This is a genomic window from Agrobacterium vitis (genome assembly GCF_014926405.1).
GTDB lineage: Bacteria > Pseudomonadota > Alphaproteobacteria > Rhizobiales > Rhizobiaceae > Allorhizobium > Allorhizobium vitis_H.
On sequence record NZ_JACXXJ020000005.1, the window covers coordinates 2,595,834 to 2,614,138 of the forward strand.

An 18,305-nucleotide genomic window follows, 5' to 3' on the forward strand; every position below is an offset into this window, starting at 1 on the left:
ATCCCCTGAAAATATGTTGGACCGCGCCAGGGCAGTTGCGCGGTCCAACGATTCCACCAGATGCCGATGACCGGCGGCACGGCAGAAAGGGAAAATTGTAACTCCGGCCCGTTGTCGAAAAACTACTTGAAGAGCGTCAGGATGTTTTCGGCATTGGTATTGGCAATCGACAGCGCCTGGATGCCAAGTTGCTGCTGCGTTTGCAGCGCCTTGATCTTGGTTGACTCCTCGTTCATATCCGCATCCACCAGACGTCCGACGCCCTTGTCGATCGTATCGCTGAGGTTTTTAACGAACGTATCCTGGGAATCGATACGGCTGCTGATCGCACCCAAGGTCGAAGCAGAATCGGTCAGATCCTGAAGCATTTTATCGACGGCTGAAATCATGCCATCGAGATCGTCATTGGACATGTCGGTGGTCAGGGTGATTTCTGTGCCGGTGGCAGGCGTCGTCGACTCCGCATCCAGCAGGTAATAGGTGCCTGTCGTGGTGGTCGTACCGTAAGCCCAGGTTGCAACCGTGGTGCGTGTCAGGATGCCGTTTTCAGCATTCTGGGTATCGATCAGCGTCGATTCCGACGTGTTGAACTTCAAAGTGGTGACCGACACTGTACCGTCGCTGGCGCGGTTAAAGGAGGCAACCATTTCCTTGGTGGTGGGAGGATTGGTCGATTCGTTGTACAACCAGTTTTCGCCGGAGAATGAAGCGGATTCGGCAATGGAGGCGAGCTGGTTCTTCAGCTCGTTGATTTCCTGGTTGATCTTGTCCTTGTCCACGCCCGGTTCACGCGCCGCAACCAATTTGGACTTGATCGAACTGAGCACGTCAATACTGGAGTCCAGACCTGTATAAGCGGTATCTGCTTTTGAAGCAGCAAGCCCCAGAGCATCCTGAACCGTGGAAAGCGCCTTGTTATCGGAGCGCATCGTGGTCGCAATCGACCAATAGGCGGCATTGTCTTTGGCGCTGTCGACTTTATAGCCGGACGAGATTCTGTTCTGCGTCGTCTCCATGTTCTGGTCGATGCCACGGAGAGTCTGCAGAGCCGCCATAGCGGAGGTATTGGTCATAATGCTGGTCATAGAGTGCCCCATGAAGGTGAAGGGACATGCCGGATTTATGGAAGACACCGGCAACGCTGGTCTGCTTCATGCACGTCGGCTACGCTCTTGCCCTGGTAGCCAACCCAACGTTGTTAACAGATTATTAACCCTGAATTAGTTAACAAATGGTTAACGGGGTTATCAAAGTTTTAATAGGTCTAAACGAATTCCTAATTTTTTCAAGACCAAAGAAAAGCAGGCATGAAAAAAGCCGCAGCGGGTGCTGCGGCTTTGATAAACATCGTGGATCCAACACATCGGGCAAGGACCATTCCTGGCCTCCCAACGGTAGTCGTCTCTGGCTTTGTGAACCCTACAAGCCATTGTTGTGGCTTGTTTTTTTCATTTTCAGGAGAAAGGCGTAAACGCCTTCGAACCCTCGTCTTATTTGAACAACGACAGAATGCTTTCGGAATTGGAATTGGCAATCGACAGAGACTGGATACCCAGTTGCTGCTGCGTCTGCAACGCCTTCAGCTTGGTCGATTCCTCGTTCATGTCCGCATCCACCAGACGGCCCACACCTGTGTCGATCGTGTCGCTCAGGTCCTTGATGAAGCTGTCCTGCAACTTCAGGCGTGATGTGGTCGCACCGATGGTGGAGGCAGCATCGGTCATGTTGGACAGCATCTTATCGACGGCTGAGACCATGCCGTCAATCTCGTCGTCGCTGGTCGTCGAGGTCAGCGTCACTTCGCTCGCACTACTGGTATTACCCCCGACAGAGGAAATCAGGTAATAGGATGCCGTCGTCGTCGTTGTACCATAGGCATAGGTTGCGACGGTTCCCTTTGTCAGAAGACCGCCGTCACCCGCCTCGTCATTGATCAGGATCGAGTTGGTCGTATCGAAGGAGATCGTCTTGATCGAGACATTGCCATCATTCCCACGAACGAAGGAGCCAACCATTTCCTGGGTCGTGCCTTCGGCTTCGCTGTTGTCATACAGCCAGTTCTCACCGTTAAACGACGCGGACTTGGCAACAGAACTCAGCTGGTTCTTCAGCTCAACCAGCTCCTTGTTGATCTTTTCCTTGTCCACGCCCGGTTCGCGGGCAGCAACCAGCTTGGCCTTGATGTCGGTAACCACATCGATCGCCGATTTCATGCCGGTATAGGCCGTATCCGTCTTGGCGGAACCAAGGCCGATGGCATCCTCAACGGCACCGAGCGCCTTGTTGTCCGAGCGCATCGTCGTGGCAATCGACCAATAGGCAGCATTATCGGATGCATTCTCAACCTTGTAGCCGGACGAAATCCTGTTCTGTGTCGAATTCATATCGTCGGAAATCGACCGCAGGGTCGAAAGTGCTGAAATTGCAGCGGTATTTGTCATCAAGCTCGTCATAAAAGTGCCCCTTGAGGTGATTGTTTTGGAAAGGGACAGACCGGATTTAGACCGGTAACATTGGTCGGCTTCATGCCCGCCGGATCTCTATCTGCTCGTCCGGCCCAGTGCTTTCGTGAACACAGAAAACACCAGCATGGTTAACGAAACATAAATTTGAAAAAATATTAACCATACAACGAGGATGCATGCAGGCTTGCGCCTTCCATTCCCATCATAGGGAAATTTAATTTTTCTTATTTATCAACCACTTGAAATACCGTTTGGATTATTCCCACGACGAACGAAACTTCGCCATTCCCTGAACCAGCACAATCGATAAGACGTCCGCCAAGGCGCTTTTTGCTAACAAGATAAAAAAATAGCCGGGCTTTCGCCCGGCTATGCATTTGGTGATTCTCGATGCCCTTAGGCTTAACGGAACAGCGACAGCACGTTTTCGGAGCTGGAGTTGGCGATCGACAGAGACTGGATACCCAGCTGCTGCTGTGTCTGCAACGCCTTCAGCTTGGTCGATTCCTCGTTCATGTCCGCATCTACCAGACGGCCCACACCCGTGTCGATCGTGTCGCTCAGGTCCTTGATGAAGCTATCCTGCAACTTCAGACGTGATGTGGTCGCACCGATGGTGGCAGCCGCATCCGTCATGCTGGTCAGCATCTTGTCAACCGAGGCAACCATGCCATCGATCTCATCATCGCTGGTCGTCGAGGTCAGCGTCACTTCGCTCGCACTACTGGTATTACCCCCGACAGAGGAAATCAGGTAATAGGATGCCGTCGTCGTCGTTGTACCATAGGCATAGGTTGCGATGGTTCCCTTTGTCAGAAGACCGCCGTCACCCGCCTCGTCATTGATCAGGATCGAGTTGGTCGTATCGAAGGAGATCGTCTTGATCGAGACATTGCCATCATTCCCACGAACGAAGGAGCCAACCATTTCCTGGGTCGTGCCTTCGGCTTCGCTGTTGTCATACAGCCAGTTCTCGCCGTTAAACGACGCGGACTTGGCAACAGAGCCCAGCTGGTTCTTCAGCTCGGTCAGTTCCTTGTTGATCTTGTCCTTGTCCACGCCCGGTTCGCGGGCGGCAACCAGCTTGGCCTTGATATCGGAGACGACACTGATTGCCGATTCCATGCCGGTATAGGCCGTGTCTGTCTTGGCTGCACCAAGGCCGATGGCGTCTTCAACGGCACCGAGCGCCTTGTTGTCCGAGCGCATCGTCGTGGCAATCGACCAATAGGCCGCATTGTCCGACGCGCTCTCGACCTTGTAACCGGACGAAATCCGGCTCTGGGTGGTCTCCATATCGGAGCTGATCGACCGCAGCGTGGAAAGTGCTGAAATCGCAGCAGTGTTCGTCATAATACTCGTCATAGGCGTTGCCCCTTATGGAACTGGAAACGGAAGGGACATCCCGGGCTCCTTCCCGGCGAACGACGGCTCCGCTTCATGCCATTAATCTTTTTAAACAAGAGATTAATCCGTCGTTTTGATGTTTTTATTTAAACCCAGTTAGGTTAATTCTTGCTAAATCAGGAGAGAAAATTATTCAAAAAATTTTATGAAATGGTGATTCGTTGATCGATAACGAGCAACTTGAGTTTTATTCAAAAGGATAACCAAGACCGAAGTCGTCATGTGCTCATATGATCGGAAACGGGTGCAGTCCAGAATTGTAGAACAGCACATTCCAGATACGAAAAACAAAATAGCCGGGCTCATCACCCGGCTATAGATGTTTCGATGCTGCGGAACTTGAATGCTAGCGGAACAGCGACATAACGTTTTCGGAGCTGGAGTTGGCGATCGACAGAGACTGGATACCCAGCTGCTGCTGCGTCTGCAACGCCTTCAGCTTGGTCGATTCCTCGTTCATGTCCGCATCCACCAGACGGCCCACACCTGTGTCGATCGTGTCGCTCAGGTCCTTGATGAAGCTATCCTGCAACTTCAGACGTGATGTGGTTGCACCGATGGTGGAGGCAGCATCCGTCATGCTGGTCAGCATCTTGTCAACCGAGGCAACCATGCCATCGATCTCATCATCGCTGGTCGTCGAGGTCAGCGTCACTTCGCTCGCACTACTGGTATTACCCCCGACAGAGGAAATCAGGTAATAGGATGCCGTCGTCGTCGTTGTACCATAGGCATAGGTTGCGACGGTTCCCTTTGTCAGAAGACCGCCGTCACCCGCCTCGTCATTGATCAGGATCGAGTTGGTCGTATCGAAGGTGATCGTCTTGATCGAGACATTGCCATCATTCCCACGAACGAAGGAGCCAACCATTTCCTGGGTCGTGCCTTCGGCTTCGCTGTTGTCATACAGCCAGTTCTGACCGTTGAACGACGCGGACTTGGCAACAGAACTCAGCTGGTTCTTCAGCTCGGCCAGTTCCTTGTTGATCTTTTCCTTGTCCACGCCCGGTTCGCGAGCAGCAACCAGCTTGGCCTTGATATCGGAGACGACACTGATTGCCGATTCCATGCCGGTATAGGCCGTGTCTGTCTTGGCTGCACCAAGGCCGATGGCGTCCTCAACAGCACCGAGCGCTTTGTTGTCCGAGCGCATCGTCGTGGCAATCGACCAATAGGCCGCATTGTCCGACGCGCTCTCGACCTTGTAACCGGACGAAATCCGGCTCTGGGTGGTCTCCATATCGGAGCTGATCGACCGCAGCGTGGAAAGTGCTGAAATCGCAGCAGTGTTCGTCATGATACTCGTCATAGGCCTTGCCCCTTGAATGACACATAGGAAGGGACATTCCGGGCTATTCCCCGGTGAAATTCGGCTCGCTTCATGCGATTAACATTCAATTAACAGGTTAACCTGCCGATTTCGATAGCCCGTTTTAACTCAGACACAGTTAAAAATATCCTAACAGAGAATTACGTGATTAATTTATATAAAAATATCCATATTTTACTTGGTTAATACATTATTAAATTAATGAAAAATTAAAAAAGGCCGGACTGAATGCCCGGCCTCTTCGTTTCGTATGCCTATGTCGGTTATTAACGGAACAACGACAAAACATTCTCTGTGCTGGAATTAGCGATTGACAGCGCCTGGATGCCCAGCTGCTGCTGCGTTTGCAGCGCCTTCAGCTTGGTCGATTCCTCGTTCATGTCCGCATCCACGAGCTTGCCGATGCCGACATCGATCGTATCGCTGAGGTCTTTCGCAAAGCTGGACTGAGATTCGATCCGGCTCTTGGTCGCACCGATGGTGGCAGCAGCATCCGTCATGCTGGACAACATCTTGTCAACCGAGGCAACCATGCCATCGATCTCATCGTCACTGGTCGTCGAGGTCAGCGTCACTTCGCTCGCACTACCGGTATTACCGGCGACAGAGGAAATCAGGTAATAGGATGCCGTCGTCGTCGTTGTACCATAGGCATAGGTTGCGACGGTTCCCTTTGTCAGAAGACCGCCGTCACCCGCCTCGTCATTGATCAGGATCGAGTTGGTCGTATCGAAGGTGATCGTCTTGATCGAGACATTGCCATCATTCCCACGAACGAAGGAGCCAACCATTTCCTGGGTCGTGCCTTCGGCTTCGCTGTTGTCATACAGCCAGTTCTCGCCGTTAAACGACGCGGACTTGGCAACAGAACTCAGCTGGTTCTTCAGCTCGGTCAGTTCCTTGTTGATCTTGTCCTTGTCCACGCCTGGTTCACGGGCGGCAACCAGCTTGGCCTTGATGTCAGAGACGACACCGATAGCGGCTTCCATGCCGGTATAGGCTGTATCCGTCTTGGCAGCGCCGACGCCGAGTGCGTCCTGCACGGCAGACATCGCCTTGTTATCGGAGCGCATGGTCGTGGCAATCGACCAGTAAGCCGCATTATCGGATGCGTCCTTGACCTTGTAGCCTGAAGAAATGGCGCTCTGCGTGGTTTCCATCTGCGAGCTGATAGTGCGCAGCGTGGAAAGTGCCGAAATGGCCGAATTGTTGGTCATGATGCTTGTCATCAGATCTGTCCCTGTGGTTACACAATACAAAAGAGGGACATGCCGGACTATATACCGGCAGAAGCGATCGACATCATGTCAATTAACTAGAGTTTGTTTAACTCGCCTCTAATCAGCACATAACCACGCACGGCTTTAAGGTTAGCTCAACAGGAGTGGTAAAAGAACCATTAACAACGCCAAAAACGCCCAGGATGGGGCGCAAGGCGCGAACACGCTGTTCTATGGTTTATAAACCCTCTATTTCTAGGGGATGGTCTGGCTTCAGGAAAATGAGCGCACCAAACTACCGACCAGAAGGTTCCAGCCATCAATGAGCACGAAGAACAGGATCTTGAACGGCAGGGAAATCGACGTCGGCGGCAACATCATCATGCCCATGGCCATGGTGATGGTCGAGACGATCATGTCGATGACCAGAAAAGGCAGGATGATCAGGAAGCCGATTTCAAAGCCGCGCCGGATCTCTGACAGCATGAAAGCTGGGATCAATACCCGGTAATCGACCTTGCCTTCAACGACCGTCGTCTGCCCGCGCTCATTGGCCAGATCGATGAACAGCCGGAGGTCTTTCTCGCGGGTATTGTTGGACATGAAGCCCCGGAAAGGCTCCGCAATCCTGGGAACAGCCTCGGCCTCGGTAATCTGGTTGTCCAGAAGCGGGCGCACACCGTCACGCCAGGCCTGATCCATGACCGGCGTCATGACATAAAAGGTCATGAACAGGGCAAGACTGGTCAGGATCATGTTGGACGGCGTGCTGGATAGACCCATGCCGGAGCGCAGAATGGAAAACGCGATCACGAAGCGCGGAAAGCTCGTCACCATGATCAGGATGCCGGGAGCAACCGAAAGAACTGTCAGTAGACCGAAGGTGCGGATAATCCAGGCCGCGACGGATCCGTCGACCGGCGCTGTCAGGAAGTTTGACGGAAGCTGCTGCGCCTGGGCAAGTTCCGGGGCCGCTATCATCGCGGCGATCAAGATAAGGGTTCGAATCATTCGATGACAAACGTCCTAAACAAAAGCTTCGATACCCGTCCTTCAGACCGCACGTCAACTCGCTCGCGCAGATCGTCCTTCAAATAATCGAAACCGCGTGGGCCTTCGATCTGTTGCAGGGATACCGTGCGCATATAGGCCATCAAATCCTGATGGATATCCTCGGCCAGTTTTGCATCGACCGGACCGTTGAAGACCAGAGCCACTTCCAGCCGGACCCAGCTTTCAGAGGGATAGGCAAGGTTGGTGGTGACGGGATCAAGCTGGACGATACCATTGGCCTCTGCTGGCAATTTCGGCAAGCCGGTCTCTTCTTTTTCGCCTTCTTTTTTTTTGCCCCCGGCCTCTTCAGCCGCCTTTTGTTCTTCCTTCGCCACCTTGACCTTGGGCGCAATCATGGTTCCGACCAGCCAGCCGGCACCCGCGCCGACAACGGTCAGTCCCGCAAGTGCAGCAATGAGCAGAATGGGGGAAGCCTTTTTCGAAGGGCCTTCCAGCGCCGGTGCATCTGCCATGGTGGTCTCCATCCTGCAGCATCGCCCTTCGATCGCCTTGGATCTGAAGGGGCATGCAAAAAACAAATCGGCATATTTCGCCGGCCAATCGTAATCAGCCGGAACGCATCATACCAACGGCCACAGAAACAGGCCGTTGGTACAGGGCAATATCTTTGTCACGTCGTCAGAACGGCGAGAACATGTCGACGACCTGCTGGCCAACCGGCGGCTGCTGCACCTCCGTCAAACGTCCCTTGCCGCCGTAAGAAATGCGGGCCTCTGCGATCTTCTCATAGGAAATGGTGTTCTTGGCATCGACATCCTGCGGGCGCACGATACCCGCGACATTCAGAATGCGGACTTCATGGTTGACGCGCACTTCCTGCGAACCGCTGATCAGCAGATTGCCGTTTTCAAGAATGCTGGTCACCACAGCCGCCACCATCAAGGTCAGCGTTTCAGACCGATCGACCGATCCCTTGCCATCGGAACTCGAATTCGAATCGGTGCTCATGTCGCCGGACGAATCTGGCGGTGTGATGCCGAACAGGTTGATCACCGTCGACCATGTCAGCGATGTCGAGTTCTTACGGCTGCGTGATGTGTCGTTCTTGAACTTCGCCTTGTCGGCAATCGAGATATTGACCGTCAGCAGATCCCCGACATTGATGGCGCGCGAATCCTTGAAAAGCGCCGCCTGGCTGTCGTTCCAGAGGGAGTAGCCGTTGCTGACAGCCTTGGTCTGCTTCGGATAGCTGGCAAGCTGCGGAGCCTGATTGTAACGCAAGCCGCTGCCCACCGGGCTCATGGCCGGAGCATTGCCGACTTCTTCCAATGTCTTGTTCCCACAGCCGGTGAGGATAACGGCCATGAGAACCACAGCGCTACGCTTTATCATGTGGGTTCCTTCGAGGTATTGGGATCAGCGGCATTGGACATGATGCCGGCGACGAGCGCGGCTTTTTCGGGGTCCATCTCGCTGAGAATCAAACTGGATTGCTTGGCCGGAAGCTTCATGATGATCGCTGCGGCCAAGAGAGGATTGACCTTCTCCAGCTGCGGGGCAGCGGCATCGGGCTTCATATTCTTGTAGACATCGGTCAAGCCGGCTTCCGCCTTTTGCAGAAAGTCGTTTCGACGCGCCAGCCAATCCTGATATTCGCTCTTTCGTGCTTCAAGCACGGCAATGCGGTCATTGACATCCGATTGCAGTTTTTCCAGATCCTGCTTTTGCAGCAGATAGCGCTGGTCGCGGGCCGGATCGGCAATGTTGGTGCAAAAACGCTGGATGTCATCGGCGCTGGTCGTGCCGGTGGAGCCGCTATTGGCGGCACGCGCCGGGGCCGCCTGCTGGGCGCTGCCTGGCAGGGCCGAAACAGCAAGAACAGCGCAGGCCAGGGCCAGAGCGCCAAGACCAGAATATCTTGAAGCGGCATAGTTTGCGAGGGAGGCTGTTGATCTCATTGCAGGACAAGCTCCGCTTGAAGTGCCCCTGCCGACTTGATGCCTTGCAGGATGGCGATGATACCGTCCGGCTTCACGCCGATATTATTCAGGCCAGCCACCAGTGTGCGCAGGTCGGGTCCATCGACGATGGCAACCTTGTCACCGGTTTTCTGCGCGGAAATATCCGTCTGCGGCTGCGTCGCCGTCGTGCCGCTGGAAAAGGGCTGCGGTTGAATAACCTGCGGGGTCTCGTTGACCTGCACCGTTAGCGTGCCGTAGCTGACAGCAACCTTGGAGACACGCACGTCAGCGCCGATGACGATGGTTCCTGTGCGCTCGTTGATCACCACCTTGGCCGGTGTGTCGGTCTCCACGACAAGGTTTTCGATATCGGCCATCAATTGGGCCAGATCCGCCGTGCGCGGTTTCTGGATCACCACTTCCTGGCTGTCGCGTGCCTCGGCAATCGGAGCGCCGTAGGTGGCGGTGGCATAATTGTTGATACGCCGAGCCATGCCGAGTGATGTCGAAAAATCCGGATTGCGCAATTGCAGCACGAGATTGACCGAATCCTTGAATTTGGACGGAAGTTCGCGCTCGATGATCGCGCCATTCGGGACGCGGCCGGAGGTGGTGACGCCTTCGGTCACCGTGGCCGCCTGACCCTGGGCAGTAAAGCCGGAAACAACCACCGACCCTTGGGCAACGGCGTAGATCTGGCCATCGGCGCCTGAAAGCGAGGTCATGATCAGCGTACCGCCGCGCAGCGATGTAGCATCTCCCAGCGAACTGACCGTGGCGTCGATACGACTGCCAGGACTGCCGAAGGGCGGAAGGGTGGCGGTCACCATGACGGCAGCGACATTCTTGGCCGAGGACTGACCGCCTTGGGTGGAAATCCCCAGATTCTGGAGCATGGCGCGCATGGACTGGTCGGTGAAAGGTGAGGAACGAAGACTGTCGCCGGTGCTTTGCAGACCGACGACGAGACCGTAACCGATCAATTGGTTATCACGGCCGGCCTGGAGGGAGGCAACGTCCTTGATGCGCGAGCCCTGCGCCAAGGCAGGACCGGCAGCCGCCAGAAGGAAGCCGGTGAAAATCGAGAAAAGCAGAACCCGGATACTCATTTTGCCATCACCTGCACAGTGCCATCGCCCATGACCGTTCCGCTGACGATCTGGCCGGAATCGAGATTACGGACGCGGATGACGTCGCCGATATTGGCATCGTCCATCGGGCTGCCCGACGCAGAAATGGTGAGGTTGCCGATATTGAAGATCAGCCGCAGCTGCGACCCGCGGATCACCGCATAGGGGCGTTTCAGCGTCGCCAACGGAATAGTGCGACCGGGCAGCAGTGTCTTGGTCGAGAGCATGCCGACCACATCCGCCATGTCAGAGGCAAAGCCGCCGGCAAGATTGGGATTGGTCACCTGAACCCGATCCAGTTTGTTGGACGAAATCGCTTCGCCTGGATAGATGGTGTCCGTCGGAACGATCGCATAACGATCCCGCGCCGCTGACGGGGCGGCGGCGAAAGCCACCAAGACCATGACGGCCACCCCGGTCAACCTGAACATTCTCTTCATATGGCGAAACATCATGTTTGCCCCTTTGATGTTTACTTTAGGTTTTTACTGACGATCTGTGCCATTTCGTCGGCGGTGGTGATGACCTTGGAATTCATCTCGTAGGCGCGCTGGGCCGAAATCAGGCTGGTAATTTCCGTGACCGAGTCGACGTTCGAAGACTCCAGATAGCCCTGCTTCAGATAGCCATAGCCCGCGTCGCCGGGCACGCCGTTGATCGGATTACCGGAGGAAGCCGTTTCCTGGAACAGATTGTCGCCGATAGCCTTCAAACCAGCCGGATTGACGAAAGCCGATGTTTCCAGCTGACCAAGCGTTGTATAGGTGGAGGAATCGCCTTGCAAAACCGAGACCTCACCGGATTCGCTGATCTTCACTTCGGTCGCATCCGTTGGGATGGTGATATTTGGAATGATCTTATAGCCTTCGGTCGTCACCAGGTTGCCGTCGGAATCCTTGTTGAGAGCGCCGGCGCGGGTGTAGAACGTGGTAGCACCGTCAGGGCTCTGCACCTGGAGGTAACCGCGTCCAACGATGGCAACGTCCAGTTCGTTCGAGGTCTCCGACAATTCGCCCTGCTCGTTCATCGTCCGCACAGCTGCCGTCTGCACACCGAGACCGATATTGGCACCTTCTGGCACCGTCGATTGGTTGGCGCGGTTTGCGACGCCCACAGCCTTTTCGGTTTGATAAAGAAGGTCCGAAAACTCAGCGCGCGACTTCTTGAAACCGGTCGTATTGATATTGGCGATATTGTTGGAAATGACCTCGAGGTTGGTCTGCTGGGCATTCATGCCGGTGGAGGCAATTGCGAGAGCTCTCATGTGCTGCTATCCCTGAGGTTAAATCTGCATTTTTGTGATGTCGAGGAAGGCCGAAACCAGCTTGTCGCGCAGCGCAATCGCCGTTTGCAGCGATTTCTGCGCAGACATGACGGAATCAACCACTTCGCGGGTGCTGACCTTGCCGAGCATGCCGTCGAGGGAGTTGCTTTCAGCGGTCTTCAGGTTCTGCATCGCATCGTTCATCACGCCGCCGACGACATCGCTGAAGCTCATGCCTGTTGCGGTACCCGGTGTCGCATTCTGCGCCGTGACGCCCGTCTGCGTGCTGAAGAGCGAATGTGTACCGCCGAGCGAGGCCGTGCTGGTAGCGTCGGTGCCCTCAGTCATGCCCGATGGAACGAGAGAGCCAATTTTGCTAATGGAATCAATCATTGTGAGCTCTTCAGCAGGTCGAGGGTCGAGGTAATCAGGTCACGTGTCTGCTTGACGGACTGAAGATTGGCTTCATAGGTGCGGTTGGCTTCGCGCATGTCGGCCATTTCGATCAGCACGTTCACATTGGGCATTTTCACGTAGCCCTTGGCATCGGCAGCCGGATTGCTGGGATCGTATTCTTCCGTGAAATTCGACTTGTCGAAGCCAAGCTTCTTGACCTTGACGATTTCCGTGCCTGTGGCGCGGTCCATTTCGGACCCGAAGGTGATCGTCTTGCGACGGTAGGGATTGGCGCCGGGCGTGTCGCCGGTGCTCTGGGCGTTGGCAATATTTTCCGAAACGATCCTGAGCCGGGTGGACTGTACATCCAGTCCGCTGCCGGCAATTTTCAGGGCCGAGGTGAGAGGATCTGTCGCGGTGACGGAATCCATGGTTTACCCCTTTACAGTCATCAGCATCATGCGATTAAAACTACTGACGAGGTTAGTGTTGAGCGAGTGCTGCCGCTGGATCTCGCCCATCTTGGTCATCTCATCGGCCAGCGCGACCGAATTTCCCGAAACCTGAACGCCGATTTCGCCATTCAAAGGCGCCTCGCGGATATCGACATCCAGATCGGTGTTCAGATCGCTCGAGGCCATATGCTTCGAATTGGTCCGCGCCATACCAAACTGACGCACGTCCAGGATGGCATTGAAGGGTGTGATGTCCTTCGCCATGAATTTCGGTGTATTGGCATTGGCTATGTTGCCGGCGATCACTTCCTGGCGCAGGGAAAGCCACTCGGCCTGCCGTGATGCCACATCAAAAAGCTTTATCGGTTCCATAGAGTTTTCTCCAATTTACACCCTGGAGATTAGGCCGGTAATCTTGCGTGGGACTGACCGCAAAACCGGCCTTTTCTACAATCGTTAACTTTTCCTAAGATCCAATTTAAGATTTTGAAACAATTGTATATTTATCGAGGATTGATCGCCGGGCGAGCACAATTTCAGCCCTGGCCGCCAATGCAAAAAGCCGCCCATAGGCGGCTTTGAAAAACACACTGGATGTGGGATGAAAGCGACGGTCGGCCAAGGCTTATGCCGGCTTCCGGCCCGCACGCGCAAGGCCGGGCTACTGGTTTTCGTAGATCGCGCCGGTGCTGGTGATGATCACCCATTTTCCATTGCGTTGTTCCAGTGTCGCCACGCGGCTATTGTCGGGCAGGACAGAGCCGATTTTGACCATGAACATGCCGGAGGCATCCTCGATCATGGCGCGACCGTTGGAGACATGCAGCAGCCGGAAACCGCCACCGGGAAAGGGCTGTTCGATCTTCACCGGCTCACCATCGGGATCTTTCCGCCCGATATCGGACGCCGTCGCCGTGGTCAGGGGATCAAGATTATCAGGAATTTTCTGTTCGCGGTCTTCACGCGACACCAGCGCCATGGGAGACACGCTGAATACATTGCGTGCATCGACCTGCGGCAAATCGCGGGTCCGGTCCATCGGCTCGACATGAATGCCGAATTTATCGGGATTGAAAAACACATACCACGGAAACATCGCCGCGCTGCACGCCAGCACGACGCCAGCCGCCGCCAACATCCTATCCACCGATGACGCGCCCGACCGGCGGGGTGCGCGAGGCCGAACCACCTCGTCGGCATCGCTGTCTAATGGATCATGCTCTTGATCTTGCATTGCTGTTTCCAGAATTATTGGCCGCCTTCAGGGCATGGGCGAGGTCGGCATAGGCATCGACGACAGCCCTGTCGGAGGGGGTTTGCTTCAGCACTTCGTAAAGGATCGGAACCTGCTTGATCGCCATATCGAGATCGGGATCGCTGCCGGCGCGGTAACCGCCAATCAACCGCAAGTCGCGCGTTTCCTCGAAACGGTGGATCAAAGTCTTCAGGCGCGATACGAGCTTTTCCTGGTCCGGCGTCCAGGCCTTGCGCGCCAAACGCGAAATCGAGGCCAGTGGATTGATCGGCGGATAGCGTCCTTCTTCGGCCAGGCTGCGGTCCAGCACGATGTGGCCATCGAGAATACCGCGGGTACAGTCGGCAATCGGGTCGTTGTGATTGTCACCATCGACGAGGATCGAAATGATCGCCGTGATCGTCCCTGTTCCCTCTTCGCCGGGACCGGCACGCTCCAGAAGCTTGGGCAGCTCGGTAAACACCGAGGCGGGAAATCCACGAGCAATCGGTGGTTCGCCGGCTGCTGTCGCCACTTCGCGAATGGCATGGGCGAAACGGGTAATGCTGTCGGCGATGAACAGGACATTGTCGCCCTGGTCACGAAAATGCTCGGCAACGGTAATCGCTGTCAAAGGCGCCATCTTGCGCAGCATCGGGCTCTCGTCACTGGTCGCCACAATCGCCACGGTCTTGGCCATGTTGTCGCCCAGGGTATCTTCGATGAATTCGCGCACTTCGCGGCCACGTTCGCCGACCAGCGCAATCACCACTTTGTCAAAGGCATCGGCCTTGGCCAGCATGGACAACAGCGTCGATTTACCGACGCCTGAGCCGGCGAAAATCCCGAGCCGCTGTCCAAGGCAAAGCGGCGAGAAAATATCGACCGCCTTCACTCCCGTGCGAAAACCGGTCTCTACCCGTTTGCGCCCCATGGAGGAGGGTGCGGTATTGGCAATAGAGCGACGCACCAGGCCGGGCATGACCGGACCCAGCCCGTCGATCGGATCACCCAGTGCATTGAGCGTGCGGCCACACCAGCTATCCTGCGCGGCGACCCGGAAGGCACCCTTGCGGATCACCGTGTCGCCAATGGCAATCGGCTCGCCCGGCTCGATAGGGCAAACATAGGCGAGATCAGGCTCGACCCGCACCACTTCGCCCAGGTGAATGCCGGTTGGGCTGCGATGGGCAACAAAATCGCCCAGGTGCAAATGACGCGACAGACCCGTCACCGTGTAATGGCCAGCGGCAATGGTGCGGACATGCCCGCCATGGGCGACGGAATAGTCCGACGTGGCATAGCGCTTGGCAATGGCTGCCATGGCATCCAGCTGGGTATTCCTGTCGATCCGAGGGGTGAATTCAACGGTCATGGGAAGACGATCCAGTCACCGGTCATTTGCTACCGCCCAGCGTCTTGATCGTTTCGCTCATGCTGTTTTCAGTCTGGCTCATCGATGCCGAAATGCTTTCGAAAGCGCGGCTGACCTGGATAAGTTGCGTCATCTGGCTGATGCCATTGACGTTGGATTGCTCGACATAACCCTGCATGACGCCGATTGTCGCGTCATCGACGACGGCCTGCGGTCGGTCGGTGGTGATAACGCCACTATTTTCGGTGCGCAGATAGCCCTTGGAAATATCCGCCGTGAACAGGCCGATCTGGCTGATCTGGCGGCCGTTCTGGTTAATCGTGCCGTCGGCGCCAACATGCGGCTCACCGCCATTGGGATCGAGCTGAATAGGTCCGCCACCGGCATCCAAAACAGAATAGCCGCGCACAGAGACCAACTGACCGGTGGATGTCATGGTAAAACGACCGTCACGGGTCAGGGCCGGGCCGGCCGGCGTATCAATGCTGAACCAGGCGTCGCCCTTGACGGCAAAATCCAGGGTACCGCCGGTTTGCAGCATTTCGCCGGATTGGGTATTCAGATAATCGTTGCCCTGAGACACAAATGCGATCTTGGCATTCTGATCGTTGCCGGTGCGGCTGACCACTTCGTCAAATTTCACCTCGGTGCCGCGAAAGCCGACCGTATTCACGTTCGCCATATTGTCGGCGATGGTGGTGAGACGTTTGTCGAGCGCCCGTTGCGACGACAGGGATACATACATGCCGGATTGCATTAAGAGTTACCTCCAAGCCTTGAGTTCGTAACCAAGACCAGCAGGCCTGACGTCCACCGCCATTGTTCCGTTACGCAGGATCATTCTGCTTCGGGCTACAGCGTGTTTTTTGCGGTCCGTCACGGTTGCTCGCCTTCCATCATGGAACGTGGTTTACCGTTCATTGACCCTATTCATGCGCGCAAATGCTTGCGCGAAACTGTCTGGATGCAAACCCGTCAGCAATACGTAAACTCGCCTCAGACAAGCATAATGGGCAGGGACCCAATCCGGTGATGGCAACGGGCCGGTGATGGCGGCGGGCCCCTGATACGCAACCAAGATCATCTTCCTCATGCCCATTAGCCTCACACCCATCAGCCTCACGCAAGGCAGGCTGCCTATCGGTTGAAGTGAAGAGAAACGTGCGGATGCAGGCGCAATATGAATATTATCATCGGATTCGTTATTACCGTGGGCTGTATCCTTGGCGGCTTCATGGCCATGGGCGGCCATCTGAACGTGCTGATACAGCCTTTCGAATTGCTGATCATCGGCGGCGCCGGCCTGGGTGGTTTCGTGATGGCCAACCCGATGAAAATCGTCAAGGATTCCGGCAAGGCGCTGGGTGAAGCGTTCAAGCACGCCGTCCCCAAGGAGCGAGCCTATCTGGATGTTCTCGGTGTTCTCTACTCGCTGATGCGCGACCTGCGCACCAAGTCACGTAACGAGATTGAAGCGCATATCGACAATCCCGAGGAATCGTCGATCTTCCAGACCGCGCCCAATCTTCTGAAAAACAAGGAACTCACATCCTTCATCTGCGACTATGTCCGCCTGATCATCATCGGCAATGCCCGCAGCCATGAGATCGAGGCCTTGATGGACGAGGAAATCAACACCATCCTGCACGATAAGATGAAACCCTACCACGCCATCACCGCGATGGGAGACAGCTTCCCAGCCATTGGTATCGTGGCGGCGGTTCTCGGGGTTATCAAGGCCATGGGCAAGATCAACGAATCGCCCGAAGTTCTTGGCGGCCTGATCGGCGCTGCCCTGGTCGGCACGATGTTGGGTATCTTCTTGTCCTACTCGGTCTGCAATCCGCTGACCTCGCAAATCAAGATCGTCCGCACCAAGCAGCACCGCCTGTATATCATCGTCAAGCAGACACTGCTTGCCTATATGAACGGTTCGGTTCCGCAGGTTGCACTTGAATATGGCCGCAAGACCATTTCCTCCTATGAGCGTCCGTCCATCGATGCCGTAGAGCAGGAAATGATGAATCCAGGCGGCGGTAACGAGAAGGCTGCATGACCATGAGCGAAACCGCCCAGCCCCAATCCCTGCCAAAACCAATGGATCACGCCTTGCTTGCTCGTCTTACCGGCGGCCTTGGCGATATGAAATCCGTCGAAAAGCTTTGCCAGGATTTCGGTCAACTCTATAGCGAGTTTCTGCCGGACGTTTTTCACAGCGAAACCAACCTGACCATCGAAGTCGGTTATCTCGGCTTTAAAAGCGGCCTGATGCGAGATCTGGTCGTCGACCTCGGCGATAATTTCGTGCTGGCCAATACCTCTCTGCGCAACTGGTCACAAAATTTCGTCATGGCCTGCGGCAACGGTTTCGTCATCACCTTGATGGAAACCCTGCTCGGCGGCATGCAGGAATTCATCGGTGAGCCGATCAAAAGGCCGCTGTCGAACATCGAACTTGACCTGGCGGTGATGGTCTTTGAACGGATCGCCAATGTGCTGCGCTCCGGCGTCAATGCGACCGGGGGCTTTGAACCGATTTTCGAGCGGCCGCACAATTGGGAAAACCGTCTGAGGCAAGATGGCGAACAGATCGAGGAGTTCGGCGCCCTGGTGCATATGAGCATCAAGCTGGGCAAGATCACCTCCGATTTCGCCCTGATCATTCCGCAGAAAACCCTTTTGAAGACCAATGTCACGGCGCCAAAATCGAAAAACCAGGTCTCCAAAGCCCGCAAGGAATGGGCCGAGCAGCTGGCGGAACAGGTGCGCAAGAGCCAGGTCACTCTGGAAGGCCGTATCAGCCTGCAATCTCTGAGCCTGTTGACGGTTTCCAAGCTTGCGGCTGGCGATGTGATTCCCTTTCTCGAAAAGGGCGATGTGACAGTCGATGTCAGCGCCAACGGGCGCGACCTTTATACCTGCGAATTCGGACGCGCCGGCGATCACTACACCGTCCGGGTGAAGTCGATGCACAGTACAGATAGTGAGCTTTTACGTCATCTCATGAGATGACGATTTTCCCTGCTGCATCCATGGCAGCAGGTTGAGGCAAGT

20 protein-coding genes are annotated in these 18,305 nt (G+C 55.4%); 2 read left to right on the forward strand and 18 right to left on the reverse strand.

Features of this window, described 5'->3' with window-relative positions; genetic code table 11:
• Positions 1–122: 122 nt before the first annotated feature.
• The 18 genes from IEI95_RS23380 to flgF all read right to left on the reverse strand — a co-directional run bounded on the left by IEI95_RS23380 (position 123) and on the right by flgF (position 16,008).
• Complete coding sequence (locus IEI95_RS23380) at positions 123–1,085, reverse strand: flagellin N-terminal helical domain-containing protein (protein WP_071202982.1); 963 nt, start codon at positions 1,083–1,085, stop codon at positions 123–125.
• A gap of 405 nt (positions 1,086–1,490) precedes the next feature.
• On the reverse strand, positions 1,491–2,453 hold the full coding sequence (locus tag IEI95_RS23385) for a flagellin N-terminal helical domain-containing protein (protein WP_156531424.1): 963 nt from the start codon (positions 2,451–2,453) through the stop codon (positions 1,491–1,493).
• Between the two features lie 414 nt (positions 2,454–2,867).
• Positions 2,868–3,830, reverse strand: coding sequence for a flagellin N-terminal helical domain-containing protein (locus tag IEI95_RS23390; protein ID WP_156531423.1), 963 nt, complete (start codon positions 3,828–3,830; stop codon positions 2,868–2,870).
• Positions 3,831–4,218: 388 nt separating this feature from the next.
• Entirely contained in the window at positions 4,219–5,181 is a 963-nt protein-coding gene (locus tag IEI95_RS23395; RefSeq protein WP_156537579.1) for a flagellin N-terminal helical domain-containing protein, read from the reverse strand.
• A gap of 287 nt (positions 5,182–5,468) precedes the next feature.
• Positions 5,469–6,431 (reverse strand): flagellin N-terminal helical domain-containing protein, encoded by a 963-nt coding sequence (locus IEI95_RS23400; RefSeq protein WP_156531421.1) that lies wholly within the window; start codon positions 6,429–6,431, stop codon positions 5,469–5,471.
• A 264-nt stretch (positions 6,432–6,695) separates the two neighbouring features.
• Positions 6,696–7,433, reverse strand: coding sequence for a flagellar type III secretion system pore protein FliP (gene fliP / locus IEI95_RS23405; protein ID WP_015914953.1), 738 nt, complete (start codon positions 7,431–7,433; stop codon positions 6,696–6,698).
• Positions 7,430–7,948, reverse strand: a complete 519-nt coding sequence (locus IEI95_RS23410) for a flagellar basal body-associated FliL family protein (protein ID WP_071202757.1) — start codon at positions 7,946–7,948, stop codon at positions 7,430–7,432. The genes fliP and IEI95_RS23410 overlap by 4 nt, the downstream gene beginning before the upstream one ends.
• Before the next feature lie 166 nt (positions 7,949–8,114).
• Complete coding sequence (gene flgH / locus IEI95_RS23415; RefSeq protein WP_015914951.1) at positions 8,115–8,828, reverse strand: flagellar basal body L-ring protein FlgH; 714 nt, start codon at positions 8,826–8,828, stop codon at positions 8,115–8,117.
• Positions 8,825–9,394 (reverse strand): MotE family protein, encoded by a 570-nt coding sequence (locus IEI95_RS23420; RefSeq protein WP_156531420.1) that lies wholly within the window; start codon positions 9,392–9,394, stop codon positions 8,825–8,827. Before IEI95_RS23420 ends, flgH begins: the two co-directional genes overlap by 4 nt.
• The gene (locus tag IEI95_RS23425; protein WP_015914949.1) at positions 9,391–10,506 is read right to left on the reverse strand and encodes a flagellar basal body P-ring protein FlgI; all 1,116 of its coding nucleotides are present in this window, start codon (positions 10,504–10,506) and stop codon (positions 9,391–9,393) included. Before IEI95_RS23425 ends, IEI95_RS23420 begins: the two co-directional genes overlap by 4 nt.
• Positions 10,503–10,982 (reverse strand): flagellar basal body P-ring formation chaperone FlgA, encoded by a 480-nt coding sequence (gene flgA / locus IEI95_RS23430; protein ID WP_015914948.1) that lies wholly within the window; start codon positions 10,980–10,982, stop codon positions 10,503–10,505. Before flgA ends, IEI95_RS23425 begins: the two co-directional genes overlap by 4 nt.
• A gap of 17 nt (positions 10,983–10,999) precedes the next feature.
• Entirely contained in the window at positions 11,000–11,791 is a 792-nt protein-coding gene (gene flgG / locus IEI95_RS23435; protein WP_015914947.1) for a flagellar basal-body rod protein FlgG, read from the reverse strand.
• A gap of 18 nt (positions 11,792–11,809) precedes the next feature.
• The gene (gene fliE / locus IEI95_RS23440; RefSeq protein ID WP_071202753.1) at positions 11,810–12,184 is read right to left on the reverse strand and encodes a flagellar hook-basal body complex protein FliE; all 375 of its coding nucleotides are present in this window, start codon (positions 12,182–12,184) and stop codon (positions 11,810–11,812) included.
• Positions 12,181–12,618, reverse strand: a complete 438-nt coding sequence (gene flgC, locus IEI95_RS23445; RefSeq protein WP_015914945.1) for a flagellar basal body rod protein FlgC — start codon at positions 12,616–12,618, stop codon at positions 12,181–12,183. Before flgC ends, fliE begins: the two co-directional genes overlap by 4 nt.
• A gap of 3 nt (positions 12,619–12,621) precedes the next feature.
• Complete coding sequence (flgB, locus tag IEI95_RS23450) at positions 12,622–13,014, reverse strand: flagellar basal body rod protein FlgB (RefSeq protein WP_015914944.1); 393 nt, start codon at positions 13,012–13,014, stop codon at positions 12,622–12,624.
• A 289-nt stretch (positions 13,015–13,303) separates the two neighbouring features.
• Positions 13,304–13,876, reverse strand: coding sequence for a flagellar protein (locus IEI95_RS23455; RefSeq protein ID WP_081088894.1), 573 nt, complete (start codon positions 13,874–13,876; stop codon positions 13,304–13,306).
• Positions 13,857–15,200 (reverse strand): flagellar protein export ATPase FliI, encoded by a 1,344-nt coding sequence (gene fliI, locus IEI95_RS23460; RefSeq protein ID WP_233741248.1) that lies wholly within the window; start codon positions 15,198–15,200, stop codon positions 13,857–13,859. The genes IEI95_RS23455 and fliI overlap by 20 nt, the downstream gene beginning before the upstream one ends.
• A 73-nt stretch (positions 15,201–15,273) precedes the next feature.
• On the reverse strand, positions 15,274–16,008 hold the full coding sequence (flgF, locus tag IEI95_RS23465; protein ID WP_015914941.1) for a flagellar basal-body rod protein FlgF: 735 nt from the start codon (positions 16,006–16,008) through the stop codon (positions 15,274–15,276).
• Positions 16,009–16,431: 423 nt separating this feature from the next.
• Between flgF and motA the strand changes: the two genes are divergently transcribed.
• Both motA and IEI95_RS23475 read left to right on the forward strand, forming a co-directional pair.
• Positions 16,432–17,307 (forward strand): flagellar motor stator protein MotA, encoded by an 876-nt coding sequence (gene motA, locus IEI95_RS23470; protein WP_015914940.1) that lies wholly within the window; start codon positions 16,432–16,434, stop codon positions 17,305–17,307.
• The gene (locus tag IEI95_RS23475) at positions 17,304–18,263 is read left to right on the forward strand and encodes a FliM/FliN family flagellar motor switch protein (RefSeq protein ID WP_156531419.1); all 960 of its coding nucleotides are present in this window, start codon (positions 17,304–17,306) and stop codon (positions 18,261–18,263) included. The genes motA and IEI95_RS23475 overlap by 4 nt, the downstream gene beginning before the upstream one ends.
• Positions 18,264–18,305 lie beyond the last annotated feature (42 nt).

Coding starts and splice junctions, on each gene's coding strand:
- flgF (WP_015914941.1), bottom strand. CDS start 16,008: ATGCAATCCGGCATGTATGTATCCCTGTCGTCGCAACGGGCGCTCGAC.
- flgH (WP_015914951.1), bottom strand. CDS start 8,828: ATGATAAAGCGTAGCGCTGTGGTTCTCATGGCCGTTATCCTCACCGGC.
- IEI95_RS23385 (WP_156531424.1), bottom strand. CDS start 2,453: ATGACGAGCTTGATGACAAATACCGCTGCAATTTCAGCACTTTCGACC.
- IEI95_RS23410 (WP_071202757.1), bottom strand. CDS start 7,948: ATGGCAGATGCACCGGCGCTGGAAGGCCCTTCGAAAAAGGCTTCCCCC.
- flgC (WP_015914945.1), bottom strand. CDS start 12,618: ATGGATTCCGTCACCGCGACAGATCCTCTCACCTCGGCCCTGAAAATT.
- flgG (WP_015914947.1), bottom strand. CDS start 11,791: ATGAGAGCTCTCGCAATTGCCTCCACCGGCATGAATGCCCAGCAGACC.
- IEI95_RS23475 (WP_156531419.1), top strand. CDS start 17,304: ATGACCATGAGCGAAACCGCCCAGCCCCAATCCCTGCCAAAACCAATG.
- flgB (WP_015914944.1), bottom strand. CDS start 13,014: ATGGAACCGATAAAGCTTTTTGATGTGGCATCACGGCAGGCCGAGTGG.
- fliI (WP_233741248.1), bottom strand. CDS start 15,200: ATGGCAGCCATTGCCAAGCGCTATGCCACGTCGGACTATTCCGTCGCC.
- fliP (WP_015914953.1), bottom strand. CDS start 7,433: ATGATTCGAACCCTTATCTTGATCGCCGCGATGATAGCGGCCCCGGAA.
- motA (WP_015914940.1), top strand. CDS start 16,432: ATGAATATTATCATCGGATTCGTTATTACCGTGGGCTGTATCCTTGGC.
- IEI95_RS23380 (WP_071202982.1), bottom strand. CDS start 1,085: ATGACCAGCATTATGACCAATACCTCCGCTATGGCGGCTCTGCAGACT.
- IEI95_RS23425 (WP_015914949.1), bottom strand. CDS start 10,506: ATGAGTATCCGGGTTCTGCTTTTCTCGATTTTCACCGGCTTCCTTCTG.
- IEI95_RS23455 (WP_081088894.1), bottom strand. CDS start 13,876: ATGCAAGATCAAGAGCATGATCCATTAGACAGCGATGCCGACGAGGTG.
- IEI95_RS23400 (WP_156531421.1), bottom strand. CDS start 6,431: ATGACAAGCATCATGACCAACAATTCGGCCATTTCGGCACTTTCCACG.
- IEI95_RS23390 (WP_156531423.1), bottom strand. CDS start 3,830: ATGACGAGTATTATGACGAACACTGCTGCGATTTCAGCACTTTCCACG.
- fliE (WP_071202753.1), bottom strand. CDS start 12,184: ATGATTGATTCCATTAGCAAAATTGGCTCTCTCGTTCCATCGGGCATG.
- IEI95_RS23420 (WP_156531420.1), bottom strand. CDS start 9,394: ATGAGATCAACAGCCTCCCTCGCAAACTATGCCGCTTCAAGATATTCT.
- flgA (WP_015914948.1), bottom strand. CDS start 10,982: ATGATGTTTCGCCATATGAAGAGAATGTTCAGGTTGACCGGGGTGGCC.
- IEI95_RS23395 (WP_156537579.1), bottom strand. CDS start 5,181: ATGACGAGTATCATGACGAACACTGCTGCGATTTCAGCACTTTCCACG.